The following is a 13,347-nucleotide window of genomic DNA, read 5'->3' on the forward strand; positions in this document are numbered from 1 at the left end:
ACGTTTGCGGGTTCTGCACGTTCCCCCGGCGCGCGTTAGCGCGTCCGGCGGCGCGCGTTGGCGCGTCCCGCGGCGCGATGCCTTGTGAGCAGGCTCACATTGCTGCCTTGAGGGCAGCGAAGCCGCGATCGAGGTCGGCCTTGAGGTCGTCGACGCTTTCGAGCCCGATATGCAGACGCAGCGTCGGGCCGCCCGGCGCCCACTTGGTCGCGGTGCGATAGGCGTCGCAATCGAAGGGAATCACCAGGCTCTCGAAGCCGCCCCAGGAGAAGCCCATGCCGAACAGTTTGAGCGTATCGAGCATGGTGTCGACCGCCTTCTGCGGCGCCGGCTTCAGGACGATGCTGAACAGGCCCGACGCGCCCGTGAAGTCGCGCTTCCAGATCGCATGGCCCGGATCGGTCCCGAGCGCCGGATGCAGCACGCGCGCGACCTCGGGACGGCTCGCAAGCCAGTGCGCCATGTCGAGTCCGGAGCGATGATGCTGCGCCAGCCGCACCGATAGCGTACGCAGGCCTCGCAGTGCCAGGAACACGTCATCGGGACCGGCGCAAACGCCGAGCAGGCGGATGCCTTCGGCGATCTGCGGCCAGGCCTTGGCATTAGCCGAGATGGTGCCGAACATGATGTCGGAATGGCCGCCGATATATTTGGTGGCGGCCTGCATGCTGATGTCGACGCCCTGTTCGAGCGAGCGGTGATAGAGCGGCGTGGCCCAGGTGTTGTCGTCGATGACGAGCGCGCCGCGCCCATGCGCGACCTCGGCGATGGCGCGGATGTCCGGCATCTCGAACGACTGCGAGCCGGGCGCCTCGACCAGAACGGCGCATGTGTTGGGCCTGAACAGCTTGTCGATGCCGGCGCCGATCATCGGATCGAAGTAGGTGGTCTCGACGCCGTAGCGGGTGAGCATGCCGTTGCAGAAATTGCGCGAGGGCCGATAGACGTTGTCGCAGACCAGGATGTGGTCGCCGGCCTTCAGCACCGAGAGCAGGGTGGTCGAGATCGCCGACAGCCCCGACGGCACGATGCCGACGCCGGCGCATTGCGGCCCCTCCAGCGCCATCAGGGTCTCCTGGAACGCACGGGTCGTCGGCGTGCCGTGCCGGCCGTACTGGAACTCGCCGCGATGGGCGTGCAGGTCCTCGGCGGTCGGATAGAGCACGGTCGAGCCGTGGAAGACGGGCGGGTTGACGAACCCCTTCTGCGCCTTGGTGTCGCGGCCGGAGGTGACCAGGCGGGTCTCGGCGTGCTGCTCGGACGGGTGTGAGGAATCCATGCGTCTGCTTTCAAAAGCGCGTTTCCACGAGGCGCGCTGCGCCGGCGGGCTGGCCGAAAGGCCGCTGTCGTTAATAACAGAACACAGAAGAGTCCCGTCAACCCCTTGACCCGGCACGCCAGTCGTTCTGTTATCGCAGGTGCTATTCAGTCGCCGCATGTTGAGGGGCCTGCCGCGACCTTCGATCCATCGCCTGACCGGACCTAGCGCCACAGCCATAACGGCGGGCGCCTTTCGGCGAGGATTAAGGCAAGGCCTCCCGGGATCGGCGGGTGATCGGCAAGGTTTTCCAGCATGACTCTTGCAGGGCTGGTCTTGATACGGCTAGCCCTGGCAGAGACGATCGCAAAGACAACGTTCCTGACCTTGAGACGACTTTGAAAGGCCCAAAGCCCATGAAACGCGTAACCCTGGCTCTCACTCTCGCTCTCGCCGCCGGCCTGACTGCCCAAGCCGCCCATGCGCAAACGCTCAAGACCGTCAAGGACCGCGGCATGCTGTCCTGCGGTGTCAGTCAGGGTCTGCCCGGCTTCTCCTCGCCGGACGACAAGGGCAACTGGACCGGGCTTGACGTCGATGTTTGCCGCGCGATCGCCGGGGCGATCTTCAACGATCCGACTAAGGTCAAATACGTGCCGCTCTCCGCCAAGGACCGCTTCACGGCGCTGCAATCCGGCGAAGTCGACGTGCTGTCGCGCAACACCACCTGGACCATCTCGCGCGACACCTCGCTCGGCGCCAACTTCACCGGCGTGACCTATTATGACGGGCAAGGTTTCATGGTGAAGAAGTCGCTCAAGGTGAACTCGGCGCTCGAGCTCAACAGCGCCTCGGTCTGCGTCCAGACCGGCACCACCACCGAGCAGAATCTCGCCGACTACTTCAAGGCCAACAACATGAAGTACGAGGTGATCGCGTTCGGCACCAACGACGAAACGGTCAAGGCCTACGAGGCAGGGCGCTGCGACGTCTTCACCACCGACCAGTCGGGCCTGTACGCCAACCGCCTGAAGCTTGCCAATCCCGGCGATCACATGGTGCTGCCGGAAATCATCTCGAAGGAGCCGCTCGGACCAATGGTGCGCCACGGCGACGACCAATGGTTCGACATCGTGAAATGGACGCTGTTTGCCATGATCACCGCCGAAGAGCTCGGCGTGACCGCGAAGAACGTCGACGAGAAGACGAAACAGGAAAATCCGGAGTTGAAGCGCGTCCTCGGTACCGACGGCAATTTCGGTGAACAGCTCGGCCTGAGCAAGGACTGGGTGGTGCGCATCGTGAAGGCCGTCGGCAATTACGGCGAGGTGTTCGACCGCAACGTCGGCGCAGGCTCGCCGCTTGGTATCAGTCGGGGTCTCAACAATCTCTGGAACAAGGGCGGTCTCCAGTACGCGCCGCCGATCCGCTGACCCCGCCTGATCCGCGCTCGCGGCGATGAGCATCGAGGCTCGCAAACCCCCGCCCCAGATCGCGCTGAAGATCAGGCGCGTGCTGGGAGGCAAGACAGGCTGGAACGGCATCGCCGTCCAGTTTGCCTTCGCTGCGGTCCTGGGCTGGATTGCCTATGAAATCGTCTCCAACGCCCGCGCCAACCTCGAGAACCAGCACATTGCGGCCGGCTTCGGCTTCCTCGCGAACAACGCCGGTTTCGACGTCAATCAGACGCTGATCTCGTATACCGGCTCAGACACGTTCCTGCGCGTATTCCTGGTCGGGCTCCTCAACACGCTCGTGGTCTCGGTGGTGGGCATCGTGTTCGCCACCGTGATCGGCTTCATTGTCGCGCTGTGCCGGCTGTCGCCCAACTGGCTGCTCGCGCGCATTGGCGAAATCTATGTCGAGATCATCCGCAACCTGCCGGTGCTGTTTCAGATCCTGTTCTGGTACCTGGCGGTGCTCGCGGCCTTGCCCAATCCACGACAAAGCATTTCGCTGCTCGGCATCGCCTTCGTCAGCAATCGCGGTCTCGTCATTCCCCGCCCGATCGGCGAGAGCGGCTTCGAGGCGTTTCTTGCGGTGCTGGCGTTCGGCATCGTGGCTTCGCTGGCGCTGCGCATCCATGCGCGCCGGGCGCTATTCCAGCGGGGGCAAATGATCCGGATCTGGCCCTATGTGCTGGGGCTGCTGTTCGGACTGCCGCTCGTCACCATGCTGGTAGCGGGTCTGCCCTTCACCTTCGAGCTGCCGCAGCTCAAGGGCTTCAATTTCGCCGGCGGCTCGCGCATCATCCCGGAGTTCGTCGCGCTCACGTTGGCCTTGTCGACCTATACGGCCGCCTTCATCGCCGAGATCGTGCGCGCGGGCATCCTCTCCGTCCACAGCGGACAGATGGAGGCGGGATCGTCGCTGGGCCTGAGCCGCGGCACTACGCTGCGCTTGGTCGTCGTGCCGCAGGCGATGCGCGTCATCGTTCCGCCGCTGACCAACCAGTACCTCAACCTCACCAAGAATTCGTCGCTGGCCGTCGCGATCGGCTATCCCGACCTCGTCTCCGTGTTCGCCGGCACGTCGCTGAGTCAGACCGGGCAGGCCATCGAGATCATCGCCATGACGATGGGCGTCTATCTCCTGATCTCGCTGATCACCAGCGCCGTCATGAGCGTTTACGGTTGGCGCATCAGCCGGAGTCTCGGCGCATGAGCGATATCAGCTCGTCCAGTTTCGTCCGCCAGGATCTTCTCGACGAGCGTCCCGCGCCGGTGAAGACCACGGGCTTCGTCGGCCTGGTGCGGACGCGCCTGTTCAACTCGCCGACCAACATCCTGCTCACGATCGTCGGCGCTTTGCTGCTGTGGTTCACCGTCATTCCTTCCGTCAAATTCCTGATGGTCGACGCAGTCTGGACCGGCAAGGATCGCACCGCCTGCCTCGCCGAGAACGCCGGCTTTGCGGTCGGTGCCTGCTGGCCCTACATCCAGGCCAAGCTGCCGCAACTGATCTACGGCTTCTACCCCGAAGCCGAACGCTGGCGGGTCGACCTCACGCTCGTCCTGTCAGTGGTTCTGTTGGTGCCGTTGCTCATTCCGCGGCTGCCCTCGAAAGGATTGAACGCAGGCCTGTTCTTTTTTGCGTTTCCAGTGGTTGCATTCTTTCTGCTGCATGGCGGCGGCATCAAGGGATTTGGCCTGAGCTGGACCGCTGACCTGCTGCAATTATTCGACGACAGCATCATCGGCGCCGGGCAGGCTCTGCTCAGTCTCGGCAAGACGTCCTCTGCCGCACCGCTGTTGCGGGTCGTCGGCAATGTCATCGTGCTCGTGGGTAACCTGATCTACTGGCTGATCTTTCCGCTGACCTGGCTGCGAGATCAGCTGCACGGGACAGGCCAGTCGGTCTGGGCCGATTTCGCCATCACCGCCGCGATCGTCTCCCTGATCGCCTTCGTTCTCGGCGGCGGCCTCCGCACCGGGGGGCGGGCCCTGACGTCCAGCATCGCCACCTTCGTCGCCATCGCAATCGTGATCAAGCTGATGGGGCTCGATCACGGCGGACTGCCGATCGTGCAGACCAACCTGTGGGGCGGGCTTCTGGTGACGCTGGTGGTCTCCGTGACCGGCATTGTCACCTCGCTGCCGATCGGCATTGCGCTGGCGCTTGGCCGCCGCTCGACCATTCCGCTGATCCGGATCTTCTCGATCGCCTTCATCGAGTTCTGGCGCGGCGTGCCGCTGATCACCGTGCTGTTCTTCGCAACCTACATGTTGCCGCTGTTTCTCCCGGGCAATTTCACGGTCGACGGGTTGGTGCGTGCGCTGATTGGAATTTCGCTGTTCACCGGCGCCTATCAGGCCGAGAACGTCCGCGGCGGGCTGGCCGCCATCCCGCGCGGGCAGGGCGAGGCGGCCGCGGCATTGGGGCTGTCCTGGTGGAAGACGACCTCGCTGATCGTTCTGCCGCAGGCGCTGCGCCACGTCATTCCGAACCTCGTCAACAGCTTCATCTCGCTGTTCAAGGACACGTCGCTGGTCTCGATCGTGGCGCTGTTTGATCTCTTGGGCTCGCTGCGGGCGTCGTTCTCGGATCCTAAATGGTCGTCGCCGTCGACCGCGTTCACCGGGTTTGCCTTCGCCGGGATCATCTACTTCATCTTCTGCTTTGGAATGTCGCGCTACTCGCTCTTCGTCGAGCACCGCCTCAACGCTCACCGCCGCAACTGATCGAGGTCACCATGTCCGACCCAATCGTCAAGATATCCGGCCTGAACAAATGGTACGGCGAGTTTCACGTGCTGCGCGACATCGACCTTGCGGTCGAGAAGGGCGAGCGCATCGTGATCTGCGGCCCCTCCGGCTCCGGCAAGTCGACGCTGATCCGCTGTATCAACGCGCTCGAGGAGTTTCAGGAAGGCGAGATCGTCGTTGACGGCATTGAGCTCGGGCCGAACCTGAAGCACGTCGACGCGGTGCGGCGCGAAGTTGGCATGGTGTTCCAGAGCTTCAACCTGTTTCCGCACCTGTCCGTGCTGGACAATTGCACGTTGGCGCCGATCTGGGTGCGCAACATCCCCAAGAAGGACGCCGAGGCAGCGGCGATGAAGTTTCTGGAGCGGGTCAAGATCCCGCACCAGGCCAACAAGTTTCCGGGACAGATGTCCGGCGGTCAGCAGCAGCGCGTCGCCATCGCCCGCGCGCTGACGATGAACCCGAAGGTGATGCTGTTCGACGAGCCGACCTCGGCACTCGACCCCGAAATGGTCAAGGAGGTGCTGGACACCATGGTGGACCTTGCCGAGGAGGGCATGACCATGCTGGTCGTTACCCACGAGATGGGCTTTGCCCGCGAGGTCGCCAACCGCGTGGTGTTCATGGACGCGGGCCAGATCATCGAAGCCAACACGCCCAAAGAGTTCTTCGCGGCCCCGCAGCACGCCCGCACAAAACTGTTCCTGAGCCAGATCCTGCGCTGAGCGCCTGCAATCCGGTGGCGTCGCGGGTCTAACCGGCCCGCCAGCTTGGCACCATGCGAATCGGCCAGCCTCTTTTCGGGCCATCCTCCGGAGAGAGACTTTGCAGAGCAGCGCCGGCGCGCGCGCATTCCAGAACGCGCGATTACAAAAGAAATTGAAGAAGCAGGCGGACGCGCTTATGTCCGCCGCGGTTCAGGCACTCGGGCAGGGCCGATACGCGGAGGTCGAGACACTCTGCCGCCGGATTTTGACGGAGGTTCCGGATCATTTCGACGCCGCTCACCTGCTCGGCCTGCGCGCGTATGATGGCGGGCGGCTCGACGAGGCGCAACAACTGCTCGAGCGCGCGACGGCGCTCGATCCGCGTTCGCCCGATGCCCATGGTAATCTCGGAGCAGTGTATTTCACCCTCCAGAAGTTTCAGGACGCTCGCGCATGCCAGGAGAAGGCGATTGCGCTGAAGCCGAATTCTCCGATCGCCTTGACCAATCTCGGCAATACGCTGCTGCACATGGGCCTCGCCGAGCAGGCTATCGAGCTGCACGAACGCGCTATCAGGCTGAAGCCGGACTATGCCGATGCATTTTGCAATCGTGGCATGGCGGAGCTGATCGAAGGCCAGTTCCAGCGCGCCAAGGCGAGCTTCGATCGTGCCCTCGCGTTTCAGCCGCGTCACGCGGAAGCGATCGCGGGCAAGGGCATGGTATGCATCGAACTCCGGCACTACGAAGAGGCGGCCGCAGCCATCGCGGCAGGGCTCGCGATCAAGCCGGATTCACCGACAATTCTGGCGCAGCGCGGACGGCTCAATCTCGATCTGTCGCGGCTGGAGCAGGCGCTCGCGGACTTCGATACTGCGCTGGCGCTTTCGCCGAGGCTCGAAGTGGCCTTGCAGGGAAAGGTGCAAGTCAACATTCTCAAGGGCAACACGGCCGAGGCGATTGCGGCGGTCGAAACCTTGCTAGAGGAAAATCCGCGGTCCGACATCGGAATTGCGCTACTGGCTTCCTGCTATGCGAGCCAGGGAGACATCGCGACTGCGCTCGAACATCTCGACGCGGGGCTGGCAATCGCACCTGATTATGCGGACTTGATCGGGCGCAAGATCTTCTTTCTGGACTATCTCCCCGACGCCGATTTTGCGGTTCAGCAGGCCGCACGAAAGCAATGGTGGAAAGCGATCGGCGCCAAACTGCCGCGAACGGCGTTGGCGCCCCGCACGCTCGATCGGGACAAGCGGATATTGATCGGATACGTCGCTTCCGAATTCAGGAACCACTCCGCAGCATTCGCTCTGTTGCCAGTACTGCGCCATCATGATCATGCCGGGTTCGAGATCGTCTGCTATTCGTGCTCGCCGTTACGAGATGAGATAACCGACGAATTCAGGTCCATGGCGGACGTCTGGGTCGATGCCTGGCAGCTTTCGGACGACGAGCTGGCCGATCGCATTCAGGCCGACGGGATCGATATCCTGATCGACGTGTCCGGGCATTCGACCGGCAACAGGCTCCATGTCTTCGCCCGCAAGCCGGCCCCGATCCAGGTCTCGGGGTTTGGTCACGCCACGGGCACGGGCCTTCAGACCATGGACTACGTGCTCGCGGACCCGGTCTTCATTCCGCAATCGGCGCGCCATCTGCTGGCTGAAAAGGTCTACGACCTGCCGTGCCTGATCACGATCGATCCCATTTTGGATCTACCTGCATCGGAGCCGCCCATGCTCCGCAATGGTTATGTCACCTTCGGCGTGTTCAACCGCATCTACAAGATCTCGGACGAGGCCATCCGGGTGTGGTCGAAAGTGATGCGCGAGGTGACGGGTTCGAAGATCATCATCAAGCATACCCTGCTTGACGATCCCATGCTGCGCGACAATTTGGTCGCGCGGTTCGTGGCACAGGGCGTTGCCGAGGAGAATGTCACCTGCCTGGGCTCGTCGCCGCGCCACGAGCACCTGCGGGCGTTTGCGAACACCGACATATCGCTCGACACGTTCCCGCAAAACGGCGGCGTCAGCACCTGGGAATCGCTCTATGCGGGCGTGCCGGTCGTAGCCAAGCTCGGCAACGGTGCATCGTCGCGCGCCGGCGGGTCGATCGTGGCTGCGGTCGGTCTCAATGACTGGGTCGCCGATAATGACGAGGGCTATGCCGCGATCGCATCCAAATATGCGGCACAGCCGGCGCATCTGGCGAAGCTGCGCGCGGACTTGCCGGCTCGGATCGCGGCTTCGCCCGCCGGCAACGTCGAAATCTACACGCGCGAGGTCGAAGCGGCTTATCGCCAGTTCTGGCGCGACTATTGCGCCGCGGCTTCGAAGGGCGGCGACGTGCGTAGGAGGCCAGCGGCGCCGGGCCGCTGAGCCCCGGGAAATCTCGGGGTATCACCGCGCCGGCTGACCGGCCGGCCAGGCCTGCGAATCAGTTAGACTCTCGCCGGGCTATCCCTCGGAGAGACACCTTGCAGACCAGCGGCGGCGGCGCGCGCGCATTCCAGAACGCGCGATTGCAGAAGAAATTGATGAAGCAGGCGGACGCCATCCTCTCCGCCGCGGCTGCCGCTTATGGCCAGGGCCGATATGCCGAGACCGAAGCACTCTGCCGGGATATCTTGAAAGGGCTGCCGGATCATGTCGACGCGATGCATCTGCTCGGCATGTGCGCGCATGACGGCCGGCACCTGGAGGAGGCGCAACAGCTGCTCGAGCGCGTGATTGCGCTCGATCCGCGCTTGCACGATGCCCATAACAACCTCGCGACCGTGCATTTTGACCTCGGCCAGTACGAAGAGGCGCGGCGGTGCCAGGAGAGGGCCATCGCGCTGAAGCCGAATTTCGCGGTGGCGCTGACCAACCTCGGCAATACGCTGATGCATCTGGGGCAGTACCAACAGGCGCTCGAGCTGCACGAGCGCGCCATCAAGATCAAGCCGGACTATGCCGATGCATTCTGTAATCGCGGCATGGTCGAGATTGTGCTTGGACAGATCATGCGCGCCAAGGAAAGCTTCGACCGCGCCCTGCTGTTTCAGCCCCGTCACGCCGAGGCCATCGTCGGCACCGGCATGGTCAGCAGGGAGCTGCGGCACTACGACGATGCGGCGGCCAAGCTCGCCATGGCGCTGGCGATCAAGCCGGGCTCGCCGCGGATCCTGGCCCAGCGCGGGCGGCTCAGTTACGAGCTGCAGCGCCTGGAGCCCGCGCTTGCGGATTTCGAGGCGGCGCTTGCGATCTCGCCCAAGCTCGAGCTGGCGCTCCAGGGCAAGGCTCAGACCTGTCTCGTCATGGGAAGGACGGCGCAGGGAATGGCAGCCGCAGCGGCTTTGATCGAGCACAATCCGCGCTCCGAGACGGGGCTGGCGCTGATGGGCTTCTCTTATTCGAACCAGGGGGACATGGACGCAGCGATCGAGTATCTCGATCGCGCGCTGGCAGTCCGGCCGGACTATGGGGATGCGATCAGAGGAAAGATCTTCCTGGAGGACTACCGCGCCGAGGCCGATTTCGTAGTCCAGCAGGCGGTGCGAAAATCCTGGTGGAACCAGATCGGCTCGAAGCAGCCGCGAAGGGAGCTGCCAAAGCGGCCGCTGGATCCGGAGAAGCGGATCGTGGTCGGCTATGTCGCTGCCGAATTCCGGCAGCACTCCGCGGGGCTCACGCTGCTGCCGGTGCTGCGCCATCACGACCACACCAAATTTGAAATCATCTGCTACTATTCTTGGCCGGGCGGGGACGAGTACACCGCCATGTTCAAATCGTTGGCGGACGTCTGGGTCGAAGCCTGGGGGCTTTCGGATGACGAGCTCGCCGATCGTATCCAGGCGGACAATGTCGACATCCTGATCGACGTTTCGGGCCACACGACCGGTAACAGGCTGCAGTGTTTCGCGCGTAAGCCGGCCCCGATCCAGGCCACTGGCTTCGGACACGCGACAGGCACGGGCATGCCGACCATGGACTACGTGCTCGCGGATCCCATTTTCATTCCGCCGTCGGTTCGGCATTTGTTTGCCGAGAAAATCCACGATCTGCCGTGCCTGATCACGATTGAACCAGTCTCGGATCTGCAGGCGTCAGATCTGCCGATGCTCCGCAACGGCTACGTCACCTTCGGCGTGTTCAACCGCATCTACAAAATATCGGATGATGCGATCCGTGTGTGGTCGCGCATCATGCGGGAGCTGCCGGGATCGAAGATCGTCCTCAAGCATGGTCTGCTCGATGATCCCCTGCTACGCGATAGTCTGGTCGCGCGTTTCCTCGCGCAGGGCGTTGTCGAGGAGAACATCACTTGCCTCGGCACCACCTCGCGTGACGACCATCTGGCGGCTTTCGCCCAGGTCGATATTTCCTTCGACACGTTCCCGCAAAATGGCGGCATCAGCACCTGGGAATCTCTCTACAAGGGCGTTCCCGTCGTTGCCAAGCTCGGCAACGGTGCCTCCTCGCGTGCTGGCGCCTCCATCGTGACCGCCGTCGGCCTCGGCGACTGGGTCGCGGAAGATGACGATGGCTATGTCGAGATCGCCCGCAAATTTGCGTCACAGCCCGAGTATCTGGCGAGATTGCGCGCGGATTTGCCGGCTCGGATCGCGGTTTCGCCCGCGGGCAATGTCGAGACCTACACGCGCGAGCTCGAGGTGGGTTACCGAAAGTTCTGGCGCGACTATTGTGCCGCAGCCTCGAGTGACGGCGGCGTTGCGTAGGCGAGGCCTGCGTTGAGCACCGGCATCTTCCGGAGATTGCCGGGCCGCCTAAACCGGACGGCCTTGGCCGCGAATCAGCTAGAATCCTCCCGGGCATCCTCCGGAGAGAATCCTTGCAGAGCAGCGGCGCCGGCGCACGCGCGTTCCAGAACGCGCGGTTGCAGAAGAAATTGAAGAAGCAGGCGGACGCGATCATTTCGACCGCGAATACGGCCTATGGCCAGGGCCGGTATGCGGAGACCGAGGCGCTCTGCCGCCAGATCCTGAATGAACTTCCGGAGCATTTCGGCGCCTTGCACCTGCTTGGCTTGGGCGCATTCGCGAGCCGACACTTCGAGGCAGCGAAACAGGCGCTCAAATATGCCGTGACGGTCGACCCACGCTCGGCACAGGCATTTTCCGATTTGGGAGCCACGCATTTCGCGCTTGGGGAGTATGAGGAAGCGCGTACGTCCTTGGAGAGGGCCATCGCGTTGAAGCCGAGCTTCCCCATGGCCTTGGCCAACCTCGGCAATACCTTGTTGCATCTCAACCGCGTCGAGCAGGCTATCGAATCGTACGATCGCGCGATCGGGCTGAAGCCCGATCATGCCGATGCGCTCTGCAATCGCGGCCTGGCAGAGCTTGCGCTGCGCCAGCTTGATCGCGCCAAACAGAGCTTCGAGCGCGCACTGTTGTTTCAGCCGCGAAACGTGGAGGCGCTCGTCGGCAAAGGTTTGGTCAATATCGAGCTCAAAAACTTCGACGAGGCCAAGGGCGCGCTGGAGGCGGCGCTCGCGATCAGGCCGGGTTCGGCGAAGATCTTGGCGAATCGTGGACGGCTCAATCTTGAGACGTCGAGCCTGGAACAGGCGGCGGCGGACTTTGATGCGGCCCTTGCGCTTGCGCCCAAGCTCGAGGTGGCCCTGCAGGGGAAGGCACAAGTCGCGCTTGCCATGGGAAACACGGCGCAAGCGATTCTGGCGTGCACCACGTTGCTGGAGGAATATCCACGCTCCGCGATCGCGATGGCGCTGCTGAGCGCTTGTTTTGCCAACCAGGGCGAGATCGCATCGGCGATCGAGCTACTCGATGCGGCGCTGGCCATTGTACCGGATGCGTCCTTGATCGGCCGGAAGATCTTCTTTCTCGACTATCTTTCCGACGCCGATTTCGCGGTTCAGCAGGCCGCACGAAAGCAGTGGTGGGACGCGATCGGCTCGAAGTTGCCGCGAAGGATTCTTGCCCCCCGGCAGCTTGATCCCGACAAGCGGATCGTGGTCGGCTATGTTGCTGCCGAATTTTGGCATCACTCGGCAGCGTTCGCTCTGTTGCCAGTGCTGCGCCACCATGACCACGCCAGGTTCGAGATCGTCTGCTATTCGTGCTCGCCGGTAAGAGATGAGATCACCGCCGCATTCAGATCCTCGGCGGACGTCTGGGTCGACGCCTGGCAGATGTCGGACGACGAACTGGCCGATCGCATTCAGGCTGACAAGGTCGATATCCTGATCGACGTGTCCGGGCACACGACCGGCAACAGGCTCCATGTCTTCGCCCGCAAGCCGGCCCCGATCCAGGTCTCGGGGTTTGGTCACGCCACGGGCACGGGCCTTCAGACCATGGACTACGTGCTCGCGGATCCGGTCTTCATTCCGCAATCGGCGCGCCATCTGCTGGCTGAAAAGGTCTACGACCTGCCGTGCCTGATCACGATCGATCCCATTTTGGATCTACCTGCATCGGAGCCGCCCATGCTCCGCAATGGTTATGTCACCTTCGGCGTGTTCAACCGCATCTACAAGATCTCGGACGAGGCCATCCGGGTGTGGTCGAAAGTGATGCGCGAGGTGACGGGTTCGAAGATCATCATCAAGCATACCCTGCTTGACGATCCCATGCTGCGCGACAATTTGGTCGCGCGGTTCGTGGCACAGGGCGTTGCCGAGGAGAATGTCATCTGCCTGGGCTCGTCGCCGCGCGACGAGCACCTGCGGGCGTTTGCGAACGTCGACATATCGCTCGACACGTTCCCGCAAAACGGCGGCGTCAGCACCTGGGAATCGCTCTATGCGGGCGTTCCCGTCGTGGCCAAGCTCGGCATTGGAGCCTCCTCGCGTGCGGGCGCCTCCATCGTGACCGCCATCGGTCTCGGCGACTGGATCGCCGAGGATGACGATGGCTATGTCGAGATCGCCCAGAGATTTGCGAAGCAGCCCGAGTATCTGGCGAAGTTGCGCGCGGAGTTGCCGGCCCGGATCGCAGCGTCCCCCGCCGGCAATGTCGAAATCTACACGGCCAGGGTCGAGGCGGGTTACCGCCAGTTCTGGCGCAACTATTGTGCTGCGGCCTCGGAAGGCGGCGAGGGCGCCTGACCGTGCCGGGTGGAGCGAAGCCTCGAATCGCGCCGGCCACCTTAGTCCTCCGGAAACCATGCGGCGCTGCGCGACCGTGCAGGTTCATGGCTCCGAAA

General features: G+C 63.2%; 8 protein-coding genes. 7 read left to right on the forward strand and 1 reads right to left on the reverse strand.

Annotation, left to right across the window (positions count from 1 at the left end):
• Positions 1 to 94 precede the first annotated feature (94 nt).
• A complete protein-coding gene (gene metC / locus IVB48_RS04980; protein WP_247397914.1) occupies positions 95 to 1,279 on the reverse strand; it encodes a cystathionine beta-lyase in 1,185 nt (394 codons plus the stop codon).
• Between the two features lie 395 nt (positions 1,280 to 1,674).
• Here metC and IVB48_RS04985 point away from each other — a divergent pair, with 395 nt between their 5' ends.
• The 7 genes from IVB48_RS04985 to IVB48_RS05015 all read left to right on the forward strand — a co-directional run bounded on the left by IVB48_RS04985 (position 1,675) and on the right by IVB48_RS05015 (position 13,249).
• On the forward strand, positions 1,675 to 2,691 hold the full coding sequence (locus tag IVB48_RS04985; RefSeq protein ID WP_027569961.1) for an amino acid ABC transporter substrate-binding protein: 1,017 nt from the start codon (positions 1,675 to 1,677) through the stop codon (positions 2,689 to 2,691).
• A gap of 25 nt (positions 2,692 to 2,716) precedes the next feature.
• On the forward strand, positions 2,717 to 3,922 hold the full coding sequence (locus IVB48_RS04990; protein WP_247397916.1) for an ABC transporter permease subunit: 1,206 nt from the start codon (positions 2,717 to 2,719) through the stop codon (positions 3,920 to 3,922).
• Complete coding sequence (locus IVB48_RS04995) at positions 3,919 to 5,439, forward strand: amino acid ABC transporter permease (protein ID WP_247397918.1); 1,521 nt, start codon at positions 3,919 to 3,921, stop codon at positions 5,437 to 5,439. The genes IVB48_RS04990 and IVB48_RS04995 overlap by 4 nt, the downstream gene beginning before the upstream one ends.
• Positions 5,440 to 5,450: 11 nt before the next feature.
• Complete coding sequence (locus tag IVB48_RS05000; protein ID WP_247286117.1) at positions 5,451 to 6,188, forward strand: amino acid ABC transporter ATP-binding protein; 738 nt, start codon at positions 5,451 to 5,453, stop codon at positions 6,186 to 6,188.
• Between the two features lie 100 nt (positions 6,189 to 6,288).
• A complete protein-coding gene (locus IVB48_RS05005) occupies positions 6,289 to 8,553 on the forward strand; it encodes a tetratricopeptide repeat protein (protein ID WP_247397920.1) in 2,265 nt (754 codons plus the stop codon).
• A 98-nt stretch (positions 8,554 to 8,651) separates the two neighbouring features.
• Positions 8,652 to 10,895, forward strand: a complete 2,244-nt coding sequence (locus tag IVB48_RS05010) for a tetratricopeptide repeat protein (protein ID WP_247397923.1) — start codon at positions 8,652 to 8,654, stop codon at positions 10,893 to 10,895.
• Between the two features lie 113 nt (positions 10,896 to 11,008).
• Positions 11,009 to 13,249: a glycosyltransferase family 41 protein gene (locus tag IVB48_RS05015; RefSeq protein WP_247397924.1), complete on the forward strand. Its 2,241-nt coding sequence runs from the start codon at positions 11,009 to 11,011 to the stop codon at positions 13,247 to 13,249.
• The last annotated feature ends 98 nt before the right edge of the window (positions 13,250 to 13,347 follow it).

It is taken from the genome of Bradyrhizobium sp. 76 (assembly GCF_023073025.1).
Taxonomy (GTDB): domain Bacteria; phylum Pseudomonadota; class Alphaproteobacteria; order Rhizobiales; family Xanthobacteraceae; genus Bradyrhizobium.